This window comes from Kitasatospora sp. NPDC059327, assembly GCF_042752535.1.
Lineage (GTDB): Bacteria > Actinomycetota > Actinomycetes > Streptomycetales > Streptomycetaceae > Kitasatospora.
Map to the genome: position 1 here is coordinate 1 of NZ_JBHYYB010000127.1, position 19,551 is coordinate 19,551.

General features: G+C 74.9%; 15 protein-coding genes. 10 read left to right on the forward strand and 5 right to left on the reverse strand.

Going from position 1 to position 19,551, the window contains the following annotated elements; translation table 11 throughout:
• The 9 genes from ACFXHB_RS39900 to ACFXHB_RS39940 all read left to right on the forward strand — a co-directional run.
• Nucleotides 1-3,229: hypothetical protein (locus ACFXHB_RS39900; protein WP_380581220.1), on the forward strand; the 3,229-nt coding region annotated here is incomplete at its 5' end.
• Nucleotides 3,230-3,263: 34 nt separating this feature from the next.
• Entirely contained in the window at nucleotides 3,264-3,689 is a 426-nt protein-coding gene (locus ACFXHB_RS39905) for a phage tail protein (protein ID WP_030394849.1), read from the forward strand.
• A gap of 101 nt (nucleotides 3,690-3,790) precedes the next feature.
• Nucleotides 3,791-4,588: a LysM peptidoglycan-binding domain-containing protein gene (locus tag ACFXHB_RS39910; protein ID WP_380581222.1), complete on the forward strand. Its 798-nt coding sequence runs from the start codon at nucleotides 3,791-3,793 to the stop codon at nucleotides 4,586-4,588.
• Nucleotides 4,585-6,402, forward strand: a complete 1,818-nt coding sequence (locus ACFXHB_RS39915; RefSeq protein WP_380581224.1) for a VgrG-related protein — start codon at nucleotides 4,585-4,587, stop codon at nucleotides 6,400-6,402. The genes ACFXHB_RS39910 and ACFXHB_RS39915 overlap by 4 nt, the downstream gene beginning before the upstream one ends.
• A gap of 82 nt (nucleotides 6,403-6,484) precedes the next feature.
• Nucleotides 6,485-6,802, forward strand: coding sequence for a PAAR domain-containing protein (locus ACFXHB_RS39920; protein WP_380581226.1), 318 nt, complete (start codon nucleotides 6,485-6,487; stop codon nucleotides 6,800-6,802).
• Complete coding sequence (locus tag ACFXHB_RS39925) at nucleotides 6,802-7,224, forward strand: GPW/gp25 family protein (RefSeq protein WP_380581228.1); 423 nt, start codon at nucleotides 6,802-6,804, stop codon at nucleotides 7,222-7,224. The genes ACFXHB_RS39920 and ACFXHB_RS39925 overlap by 1 nt, the downstream gene beginning before the upstream one ends.
• A complete protein-coding gene (locus ACFXHB_RS39930; protein WP_380581230.1) occupies nucleotides 7,224-9,185 on the forward strand; it encodes a putative baseplate assembly protein in 1,962 nt (653 codons plus the stop codon). The genes ACFXHB_RS39925 and ACFXHB_RS39930 overlap by 1 nt, the downstream gene beginning before the upstream one ends.
• Nucleotides 9,182-9,754: a phage tail protein gene (locus tag ACFXHB_RS39935; protein ID WP_380581232.1), complete on the forward strand. Its 573-nt coding sequence runs from the start codon at nucleotides 9,182-9,184 to the stop codon at nucleotides 9,752-9,754. Before ACFXHB_RS39930 ends, ACFXHB_RS39935 begins: the two co-directional genes overlap by 4 nt.
• A gap of 5 nt (nucleotides 9,755-9,759) precedes the next feature.
• A complete protein-coding gene (locus tag ACFXHB_RS39940; protein ID WP_380581234.1) occupies nucleotides 9,760-10,764 on the forward strand; it encodes an NADase-type glycan-binding domain-containing protein in 1,005 nt (334 codons plus the stop codon).
• Nucleotides 10,765-11,254: 490 nt separating this feature from the next.
• On the opposite strand, the gene ACFXHB_RS39945 is transcribed toward ACFXHB_RS39940, so the two are convergent.
• Genes ACFXHB_RS39945 through ACFXHB_RS39965 form a run of 5 tightly spaced genes read right to left on the reverse strand, consistent with a single transcriptional unit; the run spans nucleotide 11,255 to nucleotide 16,317 of the window.
• Entirely contained in the window at nucleotides 11,255-11,962 is a 708-nt protein-coding gene (locus tag ACFXHB_RS39945; RefSeq protein WP_380581236.1) for a type I-E CRISPR-associated protein Cas6/Cse3/CasE, read from the reverse strand.
• Nucleotides 11,959-12,804, reverse strand: coding sequence for a type I-E CRISPR-associated protein Cas5/CasD (gene cas5e, locus ACFXHB_RS39950; protein ID WP_380581238.1), 846 nt, complete (start codon nucleotides 12,802-12,804; stop codon nucleotides 11,959-11,961). The genes ACFXHB_RS39945 and cas5e overlap by 4 nt, the downstream gene beginning before the upstream one ends.
• Nucleotides 12,801-14,180 (reverse strand): type I-E CRISPR-associated protein Cas7/Cse4/CasC, encoded by a 1,380-nt coding sequence (locus tag ACFXHB_RS39955; RefSeq protein ID WP_380581240.1) that lies wholly within the window; start codon nucleotides 14,178-14,180, stop codon nucleotides 12,801-12,803. Before ACFXHB_RS39955 ends, cas5e begins: the two co-directional genes overlap by 4 nt.
• Nucleotides 14,177-14,746 carry a type I-E CRISPR-associated protein Cse2/CasB gene (casB, locus tag ACFXHB_RS39960; RefSeq protein WP_380581242.1) on the reverse strand — a complete coding sequence of 190 codons (570 nt, stop codon included), beginning with the start codon at nucleotides 14,744-14,746 and terminating at the stop codon, nucleotides 14,177-14,179. Before casB ends, ACFXHB_RS39955 begins: the two co-directional genes overlap by 4 nt.
• Nucleotides 14,743-16,317, reverse strand: coding sequence for a type I-E CRISPR-associated protein Cse1/CasA (locus ACFXHB_RS39965; protein ID WP_380581244.1), 1,575 nt, complete (start codon nucleotides 16,315-16,317; stop codon nucleotides 14,743-14,745). Before ACFXHB_RS39965 ends, casB begins: the two co-directional genes overlap by 4 nt.
• A gap of 86 nt (nucleotides 16,318-16,403) precedes the next feature.
• Between ACFXHB_RS39965 and cas3 the strand changes: the two genes are divergently transcribed.
• Complete coding sequence (gene cas3, locus ACFXHB_RS39970; protein ID WP_380581246.1) at nucleotides 16,404-19,358, forward strand: CRISPR-associated helicase Cas3'; 2,955 nt, start codon at nucleotides 16,404-16,406, stop codon at nucleotides 19,356-19,358.
• Nucleotides 19,359-19,551: the final 193 nt, after the last annotated feature.

Below are 19,551 nucleotides of genomic sequence, written 5' to 3' on the forward strand. Positions count from 1 at the left end.
GGCGAGCACGGGCCAGGAGGGCGCCGCCGGCCGGGGCCCGGGCGTGCCCGCGGACTGGGACGGCGGGTGGCGCCGCACCGCGCCGCCCCTGCTGACCGTGTCCCGGGCGCCGATGGGCGTCAGTGACGGACTCGCCTTCCGGAACGGGCTGGCCGCCTGGCGCGATCCGTCCTTCGACACCGGCCTCGCCCACGCCCTGCTGCCGACCGCCCCGACCGGCCTCGTCCGCGGCCTCGCCCGCCCCGCCACCGCGCATCCCACCCGGAGCGGCGGCGGCCCGCTGCTGCTCAGGGCGCTGCGGCCGGCCGACGCGGACGGCGCGCCGGGGGCGGCGCCTCCCGCACCGGATACACCGGTCGCGGGCCGGCCGCGGCCGAGCGGGTCGGGTGCGCGCACGTCGGATGCGCGCGGGTCGGATGCGCGCGGGTCGGATGCGCGCGGGTCGGATGCGCGCGCTTCGGGTGCGCGCGCTTCGGCGAAGGGCGCCCCGGTGTCCGCACAGACCGCGCCCGCGCTCAGGGCCGACGCCGGCCACTCGCGGCCCGACGGGGCGGGCGAGGCCGGCGGGCACCCGGGCCCCTCCGTCGGCGGCCGGGAGGCCCCGGCGACGGTCGGAGCAGCGGGCGACGCACCCGGTACCCGTGGCCGCACGCCCGCGCGGTCCGCGGCGGTACTCGGCGCGGACGCGCTAGGCGCCCCCGTCGGCCGGCGAGCCGAGACGACCGCCGCGACCCCGAGCACGGCTCCGGCCGGTGCCCCGACCGGGGCCGGTCGTACACCGGCACCCGTCCGGCTCCCGCTGGTCCGCCGGATCGCGGTGGTCCCCGTCGCCGCCGGCGCGGGCGCCCCGGGGACGGCCCCCGCCGGACGGCCCGTCCAGCGGACCGCCGGCACGGCCGCACCCCTCCCCGCCGCCACCGGCCACCGGCCGGGCCGCGAGGCGTCCGCCGCCACCACCGCCCGTCCCGACCAGGCCGGCGCAGGCGCCCCGGCGGACCACGCCGAAGCGAACCGCGCCGCCGCGGTGCGGACGCGCCCCGTCGGCCGGCCACTGACCGTCGCCCGGGCACCCGCCACGCCCAGGCGTCGGGTGCCCGCCGTGCGCCCCGCCGTCCCCCCGGCACACCTCGGCGGCCCGTCCCCCGACGCACCGGTGCAGCGGGCGGCCGACCCTGCGTCCCCGCTCGACACCCGGCCGACCGAAGTCCGGGTGCCCACCGCGCCCACCGCGCCCACGGACGTGGTCGGCCCCGCCCCCGCCCCTGCGGAGGCACCGGCACCGGCACCGGCCATGCCCGTCGTCCAGCGGCAGCCGGAGCCCGCAACCGACGCGCCCGTGCGGCGCACGGCCGACCGTCCGGCCCTGGACACTTCGAAGACCGAACTCCCCTCTCCCCCGGCCCGTTTGAGGCCGGGGCCCGCCACCCCCGCCACCCCCGCACCCGTCGTCCAGCGCCGGCCGGAGACTCCACTCGACGCGCCCGTGCAGCGCACGGCGGAGCACCCGACCCTCGGCGCACCGGCGACCCACCTCCCCACCCCCACCGCACCCGTGGGACCGGAGGCCGCCACCCCCGCGCCTACCTTGCCCGTCGTCCAGCGCCCGACGGAGACCGCACTCGACGCGCCCGTGCAGCGCGCGGCCGAGCACCCGACCCTCGGCGCACCGGCGACCCACCTCCCCACCCCCGCACCAAGCAGGCCCACCGTCCAGCGCCCGACCGAGACCGCGGCCGACACCTCCGTGCGGCGCACGGCCGATCACCCCACCCCCGGCACGACGGCTCCCCCAGAACTCCCCACCACCGCAGCAGCCCTGGGCCCAGAACCCGCCCGTCCCGCACCGGCCATGCCCATCGTCCGTCCCGCGACGCAGACCGCGGCCGACGTGCCCGTGCAGCGCGCGGCCACCCGGCCGACCCTCGGTCCGCCGCTGGCCGAACTGCCCGCCGGCGCGGCGCCCTTGGGTTTCGGCGCGCCCGTTCGGGCGCGGGCCGGTGAACCCCCCGCCACGGCCGCGCCCTCGGGGCCGGCCCTGTCCGTCGTGCAGCGGCAGCCGGAGGCGCCGACTGCCGAGGGCGGTCCCGCACGGACCGCCCGGCGTCCGCGCGCCGGGCTGGGGGCCCCGCTGCCCGCGATGCCACCGACCGCCAACCACCCGACGGCGCCGGGCGCCACTCGCCCCGCCGCCCCGGCCACCACCGCCGTCCCGGCCGCCGTCCAGCGCATACCCGTGCCGGGAGCGGGACAGCACCCCGCGCCCCCGGCCCCGGCACCAGCTCCCGCGCCCCCGACCACCGCGTCCCCGACCACCACGCCCCCGATCACCACTCCCCCGATCACCACTCCCCGGCACGGCGGCCGGGCCGGCGTTCCCGCACCGCCTGCGGGGGCCCCGACGAGCGGGCCCGTCCCCCTCGTCCTCGCCGATCGGCCCGCGGCCCCGGGCCGGGCACCGGCCGCTCCGCCCCGCAGCGTCCAGTTGCTCGCGGCCCGGCCCCTGACCCTCGGCAGCGGCCGGGACATGGGGAGCGCGGCGTCCCCCGTCACGGCCGCCCGCCCAGCGAGCCGCCCGGTGGTCGCGGCACGCTGGGCCGTCCCGCCCTCCACCACCGCGCCGCAGCACGTTCAGCGGGCGCCCGGCTCCCCAGGGCCGCACCCGGTGACCGCGTCCGGCCCGCTTCGTCCATCCGTCACCTCCGGCGCCCTTCCCGCGCCGGAGGCCCTCCGCCCGGCCGGCCCCGGGCGCCCGGCCGGCCCGCTGCCCGTGACCGCCCCGCACACGCCACCCCTGGTGGTCCGGCCCTCCCGGGCCGAGCCCTCGGCCCGGCCGCTGCCCGTGGTGCCGCCGGCGCGGTCCAGGACGCCGGACGCCGGCGGCCCGCCGGGAGTCCCCCCGGCGGCGGCCCCCGCCGCGCCCCCGCTCGCCGTGCAACGCGACACCGGCGGCACCCGGGGCACCGTCCCGGCCACGACCGCCACCACCCCGCACACCGTCACCCCGCGCACCGTCACCCCGGCCACCGCCCCCGGCAGCACCGCCCCGGACCAGCGGGTCACCGCCGCCGACCGGACCGGCGGACATCCGCGGGACGCCGGACCACAGGGCGGCGACCTCGATCTGGACGACCTGGCCCGCCGCCTGCTCGACCCGGTCGCCCGTCTGTTGCGCACCGAGCTGCGGCGCGGCCGGGACCGCGCGGGCAGGACCTTCGACGGCCGCCGCTGACCACCCGCACGAACGAGAAACGGACCACGGACCGATGACGGACAACATCTTCGCGACCAGCGTGTTCTTCCGGCTGGCGATCGGCGGCAATGACCTGGGCGCCTTCCACACCTGCTCCGGCATGGGCGCCGAGGTGGAGATGGAGAGCTATGCCGAGGGCGGCAACAACGGCTTCACCTGGCAGCTCCCGGGCCGCGTGACCTGGTCGAACATCACCCTCACCCGGCCGGTCACCGCCGACACGGCGAAGATCGGCCGCTGGCTGGACGAGACGCTGCGGCGGGTCGAGCCGAAGGACGGCGAGATCGTGGCCCTGCGGCCCGATCTGAGCCGGATCATCAGCTGGCAGGTCTTCGGGATCGTCCCGGTCCGCTGGCAGGGTCCGTCCTTCGACCCCGCCAACTCCGCGGCCGCGGTGGAGACCCTGGAGATCGCCCACGCGGGACTCCTCCCCGCCTGACCGCCCCGCCACCGCCCCGTCCCTCACCGCCCCCCACCACCCCGTCCACCACCACCCCGTCCGACGACCGCCGTACTCCCGCTCCGGAAGGAAGCCACGCCATGGCCTTCTCGGCACGCGCCAGCCGCGCCAGGGCGCAGCTCACCCTGAAAGAGCCCCCGGCCTCGGTCGGCGCCAAGCCCGGCGGGACGATCGCCCGGCTCGACCTCCAGTTCAACCCCTCCACCCTGCAGTTGGGCAAGACCACCGAGTGGCGGCGGTCCCCGTCCCGGATGGCGGGGCAGTCGGCACTGCCCGAGTTCGTGGGCAGCGGCCCGCGCACCCTGAGCCTGGAGGTCTTCCTGGACGCCACCGCCACCCACGACGACTCGGTGGAGCGGGCGGTGGAGAAGCTGATGAAGGCGTGTGTGCCGACCCCGGCCAGTCTCGGCCGCAAGAAGCCGGCGAGCCCCTGGGTGCGCTTCGAGTGGGGCAGCGCGCGGACCACCTCGTTCGACGGGGTGCTGTCGAACCTGTCGGTCTCGTACACGCTCTTCGACGTGGACGGCACGCCGTTGCGGGCGACCTGCTCGCTGTCCATCGAGGAGGCGAGCGTCGACCCGCCCGGCCAGAACCCGACATCGGGCGCGCGCACCGCGCGCAGCACGCACACCCTGGTGGCGGGCGACAGCCTGGCGATGCTGGCCTGGCGTGAGTACGGCGACGCGACGGCCTGGCGGGTCATCGCGGAGGCGAACGGCATCGACGACCCGATGGCGCTCGCCCCAGGCACCGAGTTGGTGGTGCCGGCCCTGCGGGACGACGACCGCGCCCGGGCGACCGGCGGCAGGCACGCCTTCGACGACGGACACAGCATCGGCAGCGGGTTCGGCCACGGCAGCGGCGAGGGGGAACGGTGAGCGGGTTCGATTCCGGGGGCAGGTCCTTCGCGGCCGACCCGATCGTGGAGGCCCCCGGCGAGCTGCCGCAGATCTGGGCGGCGCAGCTGGTCAGCTGCGTGGTCGACGAGAACGTGGGCCTGCCGGACGCCGCCGTGCTCACCTACCGCGACCCCGACCACGAGTTCCTGCGCGCCACCGGCATCACCATCGGCTCCCCGCTGCGCGTGTCGGTGACGACGGCGAAGGGGCAGGCGCGGGAGCGGCTGTTCGGCGGGGAGGTCACGGCCCTGGAGATCGACCGGGACAGCACCGGGTCGTTCACCGTCGTCCGGGCCTACTCCAAGGCCCACCGGCTCCAGCGCGGCCGCAAGGTCGTCGCGTACCGGAACATGACCGCCGCGGACATCGTCCGCAAGGTGGCCGCGGGCGCCGGCCTGGCGGTCGGGAAGGTGGAGGCCGCGCCGGTGACGTACCGGCAGCTGTCCCAGGCGAACGTCTCCGACTGGGAGTTCCTGCAGTTCCTCGCCGGCGAGAGCGGTGCGCGGGTGCGCGTAGACGACCAGGGGCTGCTCCAGTTCACCCGGCCCGCGAAGGCGTCCGGGGCGCCCTCGCCCTCGACGTCGGCCGTGCTCGACCCGATGGTCCTGGAGTACGGGCGCAACCTGCTGGCGCTGCGGGCCGCGCTGTCGGCCGCCGACGGCGCCTCCAAGGTGCGGGTGCGCGGCTGGGACGTCGCCACGAAGCGGCCGTTGGTCGCCGAGCAGCCGTCCGTGGTCAGCGACACCGTGGTGCCGGGCCTCGCTCCCGGGTCGGCCGCCCGGTTCGGGACGTCGGCCGTGACCGTCACCGACACCCCCTACCGGACGCAGGCGGAGACGACGGCGGCCGCCCGCGCGGCGGCGGCCCGGGTGAGCGCCGGCTTCGGCGACCTGGAGGCGGTGGCCGAGGGCAATCCGCTGCTGCGGGCCGGCAAACCGGTGGCGCTGGGCAATGTGGGGCCGGCGTTCTCCGGCCGGTACACGGCGACCGCCGTGCAGCACGTGCTGGAGCCGCACGGCGGCTACCGCACCACCGTGTGGGTCGGCGCCGGTCCGGACCGCTCCCTGCCCGGCCTGATGTCCGGCGCCGACGCCCCGGGGCGCGGCCCGCGCATCCCCGGTCTGGCGGTCGGCGTGGTGACGGACGTGCGCGAGCCGAACGGCTCCGAACGCGGCGCGGTGCGCCTGACGTTCCCCTGGCTGGACGACACGTACGTCACCGACTGGGTGCGCACCGTCCAGTGGGGCGGCAAGGGCGGCGGCGGGGTGGTGAGCCCCGAGGTCAACGACGAGGTGCTGGTCGGGTTCGAGCAGGGCCTGCTGGACAGTCCGTACGTGATCGGCGGGCTCTACAACGGCGTGGACCAGCCCTCGCCGCACCAGGTGCCGCTGGTCGACGCGACCAGCGGCAAGGTCAACCGCCGTTCGGTGGCCTCGCGTTCGGGTCACCGCGTGGAGCTGCTGGACGCGCCGGCGCCGGGCCCCTCCGGGCTGCGGCTGGTGACCGGGGACGAGCGGCTGGAGGTCCGTCTGGACGACCGCCGGGACCGGATCGAGCTCACCGTGTACGCGGGACGGAACCGTCCGCTGACCTCCGTCCTGCTGGACCGGGACGGCATCACGCTCGACGCCCGGCAGGGCACCGTGAAGGTGACCGGCCGGCAGGTCGACATCGACGGCACCGCCGGGGTCAGCATCGGCGGCCGGTCGGTCCAGGTGTCCGGGACGGCGGACGTCTCCGTCGACGGCGGCCTGCTCGCCGTCCTCAAGGCCCGCCTCATCCGGATCAACTGACCCCCCGCCCGCCCTCCCCCTTGACCCTTCTCCCTTGACCCTTCTCCCCTTCTCCCCTGACCCTTCTCCCCGAGGAGCCCCGATGCCAGCCGCAGCCCGGACCGGTGACCCCACCAACCACGGTGGCCGGATCGCGACCCCGCCGCCCGGCGCCGCCGCGCGGGTGGCGACGGTGCTGATCGGCGGACAGCCCGCCGCCGTGGTGGGCAGCCTGCACGTCTGCCCGGTGCCGCCGCACGCGGCCCTGGGACCGGGGAACGTGCTCGTGCCCAACCCCACCGCGGTCACCGGGGGCGTGGTGCTGATCGGCGGACTGCCCGCCGCACGCGCCCGCGACCAGACGGCGTGCGGCGCGGCGGTCCTGACCGGCGCGCCCGACGTCCTGATCGGAGGCCTGTGATGGGCGATCGGTTCATCGGGCGCGGCTGGGCGTTCCCGCTGCGGGTCGGGCCGACCGGCGGGATCGCCATGGTCGAGCGGGAGCGGGAACTGGAGGAGGCCATCCGCCTGGTCCTGGGCACCGCGCCCGGCGAGCGGCCGATGCGGCCCGACTTCGGCTGCGGCATCCACGAGTACGTCTTCGCCCCCGGCGACGGCGTCACCGCCGGGCGGATCGCCCAGCAGGTGCGCGAGGCGCTGGAGCGCTGGGAGCCGCGGATCGCGGTGGACGAGGTCGTCGTGGCCTTCGACGCGGTGGAGACGGCCACCCTCTACATCGACGTGCGCTACACGGTGCGCACCACCAACGACCGGCGCAACCTGGTCTTCCCCTTCTACACGATCCCCTCCGAGGAGGGGGCCGAGGAAACGGTCGCGGACTGATGGCCCTGCCCTCCCCCAACCTGGACGACCGACGGTTCCAGCAGCTCGTCGACGAGGCGAAGCGGTACGTGCAGCAACGCGCCCCGGAGTGGACCGACCACAACGTCTCCGATCCGGGCGTCACCCTGATCGAGACCTTCGCCTACCTCGTGGACCAGCTGCTGTACCGGCTGAACCGGGTCCCGGACAAGAACTACCTGGCCTTCCTGGACCTGTTGGGCATCCGGCTGTACCCGCCGTCGGCGGCCGTCGCCGAGGTCGACTTCTGGCTGTCGGCCCCCCAGCCGGACGCGGTGACGCTGCCCGCGGGCACCGAGGTGACGACGGCGGCCGGTGAGACCGAGGCGGCCGTGGTCTTCGCCACCACCGACGACCTGCGCGTCGTGCCGAGCGAGCTGACCCGGCTGGTCACCGCGCCCCGCACCGGCGAGCAGACCGACCGGACGGGTGCGCTGGCCGAGGGCCGGGACATCCCGTGCTTCCAGGCCGCGCCCGAACCCGGCGACGCGCTGCTGTTCGGCCTGCCGACGGCGGTGCCGCGCTGCGTGGTCGCGGTCCGCCTCGACAGCCGCGTCGAGGGCGTCGGCGTCGACCCGCGCCAGCCCCCGCTGGTCTGGGAGGCCTGGGACGGCGGCCGGTGGCAGCGCTGCGAGACCGGCGCCGACAGCACCGGCGGGCTGAACCGGCCCGGTGAGGTCATCGTGTACGTTCCGGCCGGGCACACGGAGTCGCTGGTCAGCGGCACCCGGGCGGGCTGGCTGCGCTGCCGGGTCACCGAGGCGGAGCCGGGACAGCCGTTCTACTCGGAGTCGCCGACGGTGCGCGAGGCCGCCGTCTTCACCGTCGGCGGCACGACGGCCGTGGAGCACGCCGAGCGGGTGACCGACGTACCGCTCGGCGTGTCGGAGGGGGTGGCGGGGCAGTCCTTCCGGCTCGGCCGCCCACCCGTACTGCTCGACGGGGAACCCCCGGTGGTGGAGGTGTCCTCGCCGGACGGGTGGCAGCGCTGGGAGGTGGTGGAGCACTTCGGGCGCTCCGGGCCGGCCGACCGGCACGTCCGGGTGGACGCCACCACCGGCGAGTTCCTGTTCCCGCCGGTGCTGCGCGAGGCCGACGGCACCCTGCGTCCGTGCGGGGCCGTGCCGGCCAAGGGCGCCCGGATCCGGGTCGCCCGCTACCGCACCGGCGGCGGCCCGGCGGGCAACGTCTCCCGCGGCGCGATCTCCGTCCTGCGCAGCTCCGTCCCGTACGTCGCCCGGGTCGTCAACCGGGAGGCGGCGCGCGGCGGTGTCGCCGGGGAGACCGTCGACAACGCCAAACTGCGGGCACCGGAGACGCTGCGCATGCAGGAGCGGGCGGTGACCGCCGAGGACTACGAGATCATCGCCCGGCAGGCGGCACCCTCCGTGCGCCGGGTCCGCTGCCTGCCCGACCGGGACGCGGGCGCGGGCGCGGTGCGGGTCCTGGTGGTGCCGGACGCCGTGCCCGACGAGGGCGGCCGGCTCCGCTTCGAGCAGCTGATCCCCTCCGACCAGGTCCTCGCCAGGATCACCCGCGCCCTCGACGAGCGGCGCCTGATCGGCACCCGGCTCCTCGTCGAACCGCCGTTCTACCAGGGCGTCACCGTCGTCGCCCGGCTCTCGGCACCGGCCGCGGACGCCGACCGGGTGCGCGACGCGGCGCTCGGCGCGCTCTACCGGCACCTCGACCCGTTGCACGGCGGGCCCGACGGGACGGGCCGGCCGTTCGGGCGGCCGGTGCAGTACGGGGAGGTGTTCGGCGTGCTGCACCGCGCCGTCGGGGAGGCGGTGGTGGAGGAGATCAGGCTGTTCGCCGCCGACCCGGTGACGGGCCGGCGCGGCGCCCCGGTCGACCGGATCGACGTGGGCGCGGGCGCGCTGGTCTTCTCCTACCAGCACCAGGTGGTCGTGACCGCCCGGGAACCGGAGGTGCGCGGATGAGCCGCGCCGCCGTCCCCGGCCTGCCCAGCCGACACCCGATCGGCGAGCAGCTGCCCGCGCTGTACGCCGACGACGACTTCGCGCAACGGTTCACGGCGGGACTGGACACCGTCCTGGCACCGGTGTTCACGACCCTCGACAACCTGCCCTCGTACTTCGATCCTCGCCTGGCCCCGACCGACTTCCTGGCCTGGCTGGCCACCTGGGTCGGCGGCACCGACGACCCGCGCTGGCCGCCGGAGCTGCGCCGCGAGGCGGTGGCCCGCGCGGTGGAACTGCACCGCTGGAGCGGCACCCGGCGCGGCCTGGTCGAGGCCCTGCGCCTGGTACTGGGCGTGTCCGCCGAGATCAGCGGGGACGGCGGGGCCGCCTGGTCGAACACGGCCGGTGCCGCGCTGCCGCCCGCCCCGGCCGACGAGGTGCTCGTCCGGGTGTGGGCGCGGCAGGGCGGCGCGGCGCAGGAGGTGGACGCGGACCGGGTCCGCGCGCTGGTCCGGCGCCTCTGCCCGGTCCACACGGTCTGCCGGGTGGAGGTCCTGCCGGGACCGCCCACGGGTGAGGAGGGGTGACGGCGATGCGCGAATGTCCCGTGTGCGGGGCTTCCAACGGCCCGACGGACGGCTTCTGCGGCAACTGCGGCTCGTACCTGGACTGGTCGGACGCACCGGCTGCCGACCCCCCGGCGGAGGCCGCCCCACCCCGGCCCGCCGACCCCTCGCCCCCCTCCGAGCCGCCGCCCACCGAGCCCCCGTCCTCCGAGCCCCAGTCCTCCGACCCGCCGCCTCCCGCCCCACCCCCCGACTCACCGCAGCCCGTGCGACCGGCGAAGGCCGTCGCGCCGCGTCCGGTCGTCCGGCCGGTCCCGGTGGACGAGGACACCGCCGGGGCGCCCTGTCCCTCCTGCGGCACGCCCAACCCGCCCGACCGCCGCTTCTGCCGCCGCTGCGCGACCCCGCTCACGCCCAGTACGACCCCACCGCCGCTCCCCTGGTGGCGGACGATCTGGCCACCGCGCCGCCGCACCCGCGCCGGCTCGGGCCGGACGACGCGCTTCCTGGTGGTCCTGGCCGTGGTGCTGGCCCTGTGCGCGGGCGCCCTCCTGCTCCTGCCCGCCGGCCGGAGCCTGATCGAGGACACCCGGGACAAGCTGGGCAAGAGCAAGCCGGTGACCCCGGTCCGCGTCGAGGCGAGTGCCGAAGTACCCGGCCACCCGGCCGGCAACGCCACCGACGGCCTCAGCAACCGCTACTGGGGCGCCCCCGGCCCGGGCGCCTCGGTGACGTACACCTTCGCCAAGCCGTTCCGCCTGGTGGCCGTGATCGTCACCAACGGCGCCTCGACCTCCCCCGAGGACTACGCCCGCGAGGGCCGGGCCCTCCGCATCGACCTGGAGGTGACGGCCTCGGACGGCCGGAAGACTCGCAAGCAGCTGACCCTGACCGACAAGCCCGGCCCGCAGACCTTCCCCACCGGCATCAGCGACGCCACCACCGTCCGACTGACCCTCGAAGCTCCGGCAGGCCTGGACGGCGACCGCCATCTCGCCCTGGCGGAGCTGGAGTTCTTCCAGCGGAGCTGAGACGGCCGTCGCACCCGTGAGGTCCGTCGCGGTGTTCACGGGCGCCGGAACTGCCGCAAGCGCGGGAAGCACCCGCCTGTGGACCGGCCGGCGACCTACCAGCTGCTCGCGGCCACCCGGAAAACCCGTTCAGGGCCCTGCGGCCGCCGCACGCCGGGCGCGGGCCGCGGCGCGCCCGCGGCGGGTCTGGTGCCGCGCGCAGAACTGGTCGAGGTCGGCAGCGAACCCGCCGACCCGATAGCGCGGGCCGCGCTGGAGGCCGCCGGGCCCGCCCATGCGCTGATCGCCACCAACCGCGCCCTGACCCGTGCCCCTCGCACCCGGCGGGTACCGGGTGCCTCGGCGGTGATGCCGTCCCGGCTGTGGCCAGGCCGCGGCATCGAAGTACGCCCACTCCAGGGCCATCCTCGCCGTGGAGCGGGGCGCGGGTGAGGCCGTCCCGGCTCCGCTCACTTCAGCGGCCGGGCACAGGCAGGCTCCGGCTCGGTGGTCACGACCCGCTCGGACGGACGAGTACAAGCCCGCAGCCGTACGCCCGTGCCGAACCGATGCCTTCCCTGAGGGTGGTGTGGAAGGCATCGGGGTCGGCCACGAGGAGCCTCCCCCTCGCTTCCGCGCGATTGATCTTCAGACCGGCGTGGTGGCTGCTCGTGACGGGGGGAAGGATGCGGACGGCGAGGGACCCCGGGTCGATCTCGGCACCGATGAACCGGGCTCCACTGCCCGTGGTGATGCCGTCGGGGGACGGCTGGGTGCGTTTGACCAGCCAGTCGCGTACGTGGTCCGGTCGAGCCGCGGGGAGCTTGCGTGAGCGGCCTCCCGGAATCTTCGGGTCTCCCCGGGCGACCAGTGCGTTGACGACGGTTCGGAACGTGAACTCATCACCCTTGCGGAGAGGTTGGTCGACGCCGATGGTCTCGATCCGGGTGGTGAGCGCGTCTCGGGGGATGAGGGACCAGTCCGGGGTGATCTTCGACTGGACGACCAGCAGCAGCGTGTTGGTCTTGAGGTCCACGTTCCAGGTCGACAGGATGCCCATCTGCGCGCGGGCGTCCGGCTGCCCGTCCTCGACCCAGCCGCGGAAGCCGCTCATCACGAGGCGGTGCATGTCCTGCGCGTCGAGGAGGCTTCGGGCCGCGACGGGGTGACGGACGTCCAGGGCGATGATGCTGTGACAGGCGATCAGGCGGGCCGTCATGGGATCAGGTCCTCCCAGTGGATGGCAGGTACCGGATCGGGGGCGAACCGGGTCCGGACCTCCCAGCGGACAGCGTGGACGCGCTGTCCGGGATCGAAGGTGAGGGGCTGATCAGTGGTCCGGCTCGCTCCCCGGGTGTCAGGCGTGACCTCACACCACAGCCACGGGTCGCGGACGGCCCCGGGCAGCAGGCTCGTGGCCGGGAAGACCGTCTCCAGCGTGCCGGGATGCACCCCGCCGGCAATGGTGCCCGAGGGCGGGCAGGCCTTCCGGCCGAGCCAGAGCAGTCTCCTCGGCTGCTCCAGCGCGGCGGCGATCTCCTCCAGGAGAGCGAGGTCCGGGCTCTGGAAGCCCGCGACGAAGGCTGCGTCCGCCAGGTACCAGCGAGAGGTCTGCATCGGATCGCGGCGCAGGTTTCCCGCCGCGAGGGCCCCGGTCTCCTCGTCCGGGGCGATCTCCTTCGGGGCGCCGTACCAGGCGGCGAGCGCGGTGCCGGCGGAGTGACCGAACGTCGGACCGTTCTCGCCTTCGAGCGCCGCCGCCGCCGCGGTGGCGCGCCGGTGGTCGGTGATCACGTCGCGTGGACGCAGCGGCATGGGGCCGCCGCCGACGACCTGGTAGTCACGGACGGGTGCCCCGGGCCGATCGGCGCGGACGCCGAAGCGCAGCGCCGCCAGGTGCCCGATGTCGTCGCTGTAGTCCAGTCCGAGTGCGGCGGCGATCATGCCGACGCAGCCGGATTTGGTGGGGTGGAGCTGGGTGTCGCGACGATCGAAGTGCGAGCCCCTCCCCCAGGACTGCAGGGGCGCGGCGAGCCGTGCGAGGAGGACGGAGTCCGTCATGGGCGGCTCAGCTCCTCGATGGTGTCGACTTCGGTACCGGGCAGGGTCCCGTTCTTCGCCTCTTCGGCGAGAAGGCGTTCGACGGCGAGGTCGTAGGTGAGGAGGCGGGCGGGCGTGATGTCCTCGCGCTTGCGGGTGACCAGGGCGTGCTGGGCGAGGAGGCGGCGGGTCGCTTCGAGGGAGGCGGGCCCGTCGCTCTCCTCGAAGACGGCGCTCTCGAAGGCGAGGCCGTAGTTGAACGGGCGCTTGCCGTCGAAGGCCATCACGAGCTTGGGAAGCGATCCGGTGGACGCCGTGGTGTTCGTCTTGGCACGTGGCTGGGAGTTGACGAAGGCGTCGACCACTTCCAGCTCGGCCGCCGCCGCGGCGTCCTCGATCCGGTCCGCCGCCATACCCGCGGCCCTGAGGTTGGCGCGCAGCTTGTAGCGGTCCAGGACCGCGTGGCGGTAGAAGGTGCCGGAGACGAGGGACTGGTAGCCGGTCATGCCAGCGCCGGCGTCCTCGGCCGCGTCCAGGTAGTCGAGCGCGTTGGCGCGGGAGCGGCTCCTGCGATCGAGCTTGGCGTCGTCGGCAGCGCTGTAGAAGTCGTCGATGTGCTCAGCGGGCTGGACGGTGAAGGCGTGGGCGGTCTGGATGGCGCCGTCGACGTCGGGCGAGTCCGCGATCCCCGCGAGGAAGCGGCCGTAGAGGGCGATGTCGATCGCGTCCCCCGGTGCCAGTGCCGCCAGGACGGCGGCGCGCAGCTCCTTCGGCAGGACCGGGAGGGCCTCGCCCGCGTCGTCACCGCCGTGCCGCTCCGGCTCCTCCGCCGAGGTCCCCTCCTTGCGGGCCTTGGCCTTGGCCCGGCGTTTGGCCGCGCCGGCCGCCTTCTTCACGGCCGCCGCCGTCTGCGCGGCCAGGTATCCGGCGCTCCACTCAACGACCGTCTCGCGCCGCTCGGTCAGCCGGTCGGCGAGGACCTCGCCGGCATTCTCGGGAGCGAACAGCAGGACCTTGGTGAGGTCGGCGGTGTTGGGCTTGTCCCCGAACTTGAGTCCCACCCCGTTGAGTACGGCCTTGGCGGTCGGAAGCGCCGCCTCCTTGGGCCAACCCCGGGCTTCCAGCTCGGCAGCGGTGATCTTCGCCCACTCCCGCGTGCGCAGACCCATCGTGTGGCCGGCCAACGGCCCGTCCCCGGCGTTCGCCCGCGTGCGGGAGTAGGTGCGTTCCGCGCGCCGGCGCGCCTGCGAGGTGATCATGGTGCGGAGGTCTCCGCCGAGGCTGATCGCCTTGGGCATACCGTTCTCGTCACGTACCGGTAGGACCGCGACCATGGTCTCCAGGAGGTGGAGGGAGAGGTACTGCGGTCCGGCATCGGTGTCGGGGCTGGTCGTCACGGGGCGTCTCCGATCGGGGCATGGGCGGGGACGGTCCCGCGGGATTCCGGCGTGAAGGTCGGGGTGTGGAAGGAGCGGGCCCACTGGTACTGGACCGGCCTGCCGCGGTCGGACCACGAGGCGAGGTCCTCGGTGAGGCCCGCCCAGGACGGGGGGATGGTGTCGCAGGACCTGGCACGCTCCACCGCGTGCTGGAGGTGACGCCAGGGAATCCGGCGGGAGGCGACGACCCGGTCCAGCAGCCGAACGGCACCCGGGTTCGCCGGCCCCCGGCCCGCCCCCGTGCCGATCCGGCGCAGAGCGGCGCCGACGTCACCGAAGCCGGGAGACGGATCCAGCTGGCCGGCGTGGTAGCGGGCGAACAGGAAGGCGGCCTGCTCGAAGACCGGCCGGGTCTCCTCCGACGGCGCGAAGCTCGCCGCCGTCAGACGGGCATGGGTCAACGCGGCGGGGCGGCGCAGGTCGGCGAGCTGCCCGTACTGGCGAGCGCGGACGAGTCCGCAGAGCCAGACGGTGAGCCGCTGCCCCGGGGACGGTTCCGGGACGGTCGGTGCGGGGGCGGTCACGGGTGGTTCTCCTTCAGCGGGTCAGGCGCCTTGGGATGGTCGAGCTCAGCGGCCAGCCGCTCCTCGGCCTTCGCGCGGGCCCTCATGCCCTGGCCGGTCGCGGGGAGGCTGTCCAGTCTGGCGCCGAGGGCCTGCCTGCTGAGGGCCCGGACGGCAGCCCCGTAGTGGAAGACGGCGGCCGCCACCGGGTGACCGTCGGCGACGGCGTCGAGCATGGCGTGGAACTCCACGCCGGCGCCCGCCCACATCTCCGCCTCGCCGTTGAAACGCGCCAAATGATGAACCTTGTCGGACGGCTTGGGGTTCGTGTAGGCGTACTCGCGCGCGGTGGTAGCCGCCTTCTGAAGCGCGATCGCCGCGTACTCCGCGACAGCGGAGCCCTGTTCACTGGCGTGCCTGAGGTTTCCCTCACGGCCTGGGACGAAGGGGAACCGGTCGTCCACCCAGGCGATCGGGTTGCCCTGGTCCGCCAGCAGGCCGACGGCCCAGAGCTCCGGTCGCAGGCTGCGGAGCATGGCCAGGCGCCCGTACAGGTCGTTGCCCTTCATGCGTTCGGCGACCGCCGCGTACAGGGCGTGCGACTCGCACCACAAGTCGCGCGAGGCCTGCGGCCGGAAGGGCACGAGCTTGCGGTTGCGCATGACCAGCACCTCGTCCTGCCGGTAGGCGGCGGGCAGCTCGGTGAGCGTCTCGCCCGGCCCCACGAGGACTCGGTCGACGCCCGGTTCCCCGTTCTCCATCCGGACGGCGCGCAGGGCGATCGAACGGCCGAGGACGGTATGAAGGTCGGCCGGTCCATCGGGGCTGCGGACCTCCTCGGCACCGGTGTGGGTGAACGGCCTCCGCTCGCGGTCTCCCCAGGTCAGGTTGAGGGTGCCGACGTCGTCACCGTCCCAGGGCGCGAGGTTGAGCCGCAACGTGTCGCCGAGCGTCGGGCCGAGCGCGAAGACCCGGACGCGCGAACCCAGCCGACAGGTGGACAGGTTGGTGAACGGGGCCGGGAGACCCATCCGCTTGGCGGGAATCCGGGCGCGTCGGCCCTGCCCGAACGTGTGCTGCGTGAGCATCGCCCGCCAGGCGGCATCGGCCGGCAGCGGCTGGGCGTGGTGCAGGTGTCGGTGGTCGAAGTGCTGGTTGTAGTCACCGGCGTGCTCGATGACGAGCTGTGCGGGCCCGGTACCGAAGGCGTTCACATGCCGCAGCAGTGCGGCGTTCTGGCCCAGCGGACGGTCGGGGTCGAAGAGGTTCCACGTCCCGTCGTACTCCGCGAGCCGGTCCGCCGCCTCGGCGAGGGGCCGGCGCTCTTCCACCCACGTCAGCCATTCGCGATGGGTCTGCGGGTGGTGACCGACGGCGTACAACATCCCCAGCAGCCATTCGAGGAGCGCCGCGGTCTCTCCCGGGGTGCTCCCGTACACGGCGGCGATCCGGTCGGCGTCCCTCAGCGCCCGCACCCCCGAGACCTTCTGCGGCCCCGGCGGACCGTCGGGTGTCAGCGCGGGAATGCATGCTCGGTGCCGTGGATCCCAGTGCAAGATCGCCCCTCCCTTCGAAGCTGTCGACGTCCTCACCGACCGACTCCCAGCGAAAACCTCTGACTCGCATCGCCGTTGGGGTAGCGTCGCGGCATGACAGTAGCAGCTGCCGGAGGCGGTAGTTGACGGACCGACAGGTATCCAATATCGCCGCTCACCACGCTATTTGGGGGAAGACGGATCAGAGTCGCCGCTCGCGGGGGCACCGCCGCCCGGCCTGGAATCCGCTCGCGGCACACATGCTCGACACCGCCGCGTGCACCGGTCAGCTGTGGGATCGCTACCTCACGCCCGGCGTGCGCCTGCGGTTGGCCGAGGCGTTCGGAGCCGGCGACAAGGAGCGTGCGCGCAGGACGGTCATGTTCCTTGCCGGTCTGCACGACCTCGGCAAGGGTTCGGGCTGCTTCCAGCGGTCCTTCGGGACAGGCCGCAACGACGACCCGGGTCTGCGGGGCCCCGAACGGGCCGCGTGGCGTGCGCTCGCCGGCTCGGTCGGGCTCCCGCGCGACGACCGTCCCCACGAGCAGCCGAGTGCCCGGCACGAGCACATCACCGCCGCCCTCCTCCCACGGCTCCTCGGTTGCGAGTGCGTCGACTGCGGAGGCACGGGCGAGGAGAACCCGGGCCTGCACTCCGTCGCCCTGCTGCTCGGAGGACACCACGGTCACATCCCCGACCTCGACACCGTTCAACGCGCGGCCGGAGCAGTGCCGTTCGAGGACTGGAAACCGGTCCACGAAGCGCTCGTCAGCGAGTGCGCCGACCTGATCGGCGTGAACCCGGACGATCTCCCCGGCACCGTACGGCCCGAACGCCCCTCCGTACTGCCGGTGTTCACCGGTCTCGTCATCCTCGCTGACTGGATCGCCTCCAGCGACGACCATTTCACCTACCGCCGGCTCGACGAGCCCCCCGCCCGGTGGTGGTCGCAGTCGCAGCAGCAGGCCGAGGCGGCGATCACCGACCTGGCTCTCGACCGCTGGCTTCCCGCACCCCGGGCATGGCATGAACTGTTCCCCGGCTCGCAGCCCCGCGCGTTCCAGGCCGCCGCACTCGCCGCGCTGCCGACCGCGGGCCCGGCCATGGTCCTCGTCGAGTCCGGCACCGGATCAGGCAAGACCCGCCTGGCCTTCGCCATCGCCCACCACCTCGCACGGACGTGCGGGTACCAAGGACTGTTCATGGCACTGCCGACCCGCGCCGCCACCAACCAGGCAGCCGGCGAGCTGGAGAGGTTCGTCAAGCACTCCACAGACGCGTCGGCGGTGTCCAACCTGGCGGTCGTCCACGCCGCGGCCGAGGCATCCGAACAGGTCCACCGACTGATCGACGCCTCGACCGTCCGGCACCAGAACGCCCTGAGGTCCTTGCCCGACTCCGCCGCCGTGGCCGCTGCCGAGAGCGGGGAGCCCGGCCGGGTCGTCCTCAACCCGTGGTACCTGCGGCACAGCCTCGGCCTTGTCTCCCCCTTCGGCGTCGGCACCGTCGACCAGGTCGTCCTCGTCTCGCAACGGCCTCAGCACTGGATGCTGCGATTCCTCGGGCTGGCCGGAAAGACGGTGGTCATCGACGAGGCCCACACCTACGAACTCTTCCGGCAGGAAATGCTCGGTGCCACCGTCGAATGGCTCGCCGACGCGGGGGCTTCCGTCGTCGTCCTGTCCGCGACGCTCTCCACCGCCGTGCGGGAAGCACTCGTGAACGCCTGGTGCGCCGGCCGCCGGGTCGCGCTGAAGGACGCCGGCCAGACCGGCCCCGTCGCCGTCATCGATCAGGACGGAACCGTCCGCCGCGCCGGCACTTTCGACCCCTCGGCCGACCAGGCACCGTACGGCCGCACCGAGCTGCGCCTGAGGCCGCTGCCCGGGCCGGTCACGCTCGCCACGCACCTGCTCCGGGAGGCGGGCGACGGCGGCGTGACCGCCGTCGTCCGCAACCGCGTCGACTCCGCCGTCGAACTCCACAGCACACTGCGTGGCCTCGCCGCCGAGCACGGGTGGCACGAGCGCGAGATCGTCCTGCTGCACGGCCGGCTGATGGGACGTGACCGCCTACCGATCGAGTCGCGACTCCTCGACGTCCTCGGCCCCGCGCCTGACCGCGGCCGGCCCAACCCCTCACGCCCCCACCGGCTCGTCGTCGTCGCCACCCAGATCGTCGAGCAGTCCCTCGACATCGACTTCGACACCCTCTACACCGACCTCGCGCCGATCGACCTACTCATCCAGCGCCGCGGGCGCGTGCACCGCCACTCCTCCACCTGCCGGCCCGCCCACAGCCACGAGCCGATGGTCACCGTGCTCTGGCAACCCGACAGCTCGAATCTGCCCGTCGTCGAGCCTCCCGACGAAACCGTCGGCAGGCCCTACGGAAACCTGGACGGCCTCGTCTACGCCCCCTACCCGCTCGCCGCCTCCTGGCACGCCGTCGCCCGGCGCGCGGACAAGGACGGCCGGTGCGAGTTCGGCACCGATGAACACAGCGCCCTCATCAACGAGGTGTACGGTCCGGCAGAGCCCGAGCCCGGAGCCCTGGGACAACTGCTCACCCGAACAGGCGCCGCCTGGCGCGCCGCACTCGGCACCATGCGGGACGACGCCGAGACCCGCCCGGTCCACCCCTTCGGCCGGACGGGCCGACACCGCGCCACCGCCTTCGATCTCGCGTCCGGGAAAGCCCACGGGGGCGGGAGGCACGATGGCGCAGCGGGCATCGCCGCACGGTCCAGGCTCGGCGAGCCCGCCGTCGAATGCCTGGCGCTCTACCAGCACACCCGAAACGGGCGCACCTACCTCACCTACGACCCGCAGGGGCTCCTGCCCGCCGACACCCGCCACCACGCCGCCGACACCCCGGACCGCCGGCAGCGGCAGAGGGACTTCCTCCTCAACACGCTCAGCATCCCGGCGGCATGGCTCAGGCCTTCCGGGACGATCCCCCACCCCGGGGACTGGCCCAAGATCGACCGCCCTGCCCTGCGCTACCGACACACGGCGATCCTCGACGCCGGCACCGGCCGTTGCCTCAGCGGCCCACGCGGCATCACCTACTCCCCCGCACAGGGGCTGAGTCGATAGGGGCCGCAGTTCATCGGCCGGAAGCAGGTGGGTTCTCGGCGCCGATGGCCGGCGAGCGGTCCTGATCGTCCGCAGTCGCGTCCCGCTCCGGTCGGCAGGACGGCGCGACGCCCTTGGCGGGGGCCAAGGGGGGGGCGCCCGGGGGGGGCGGGGGGCGCGCCCGGGGCGGGGGGCGCGGGGGGGGGGGGGTGCC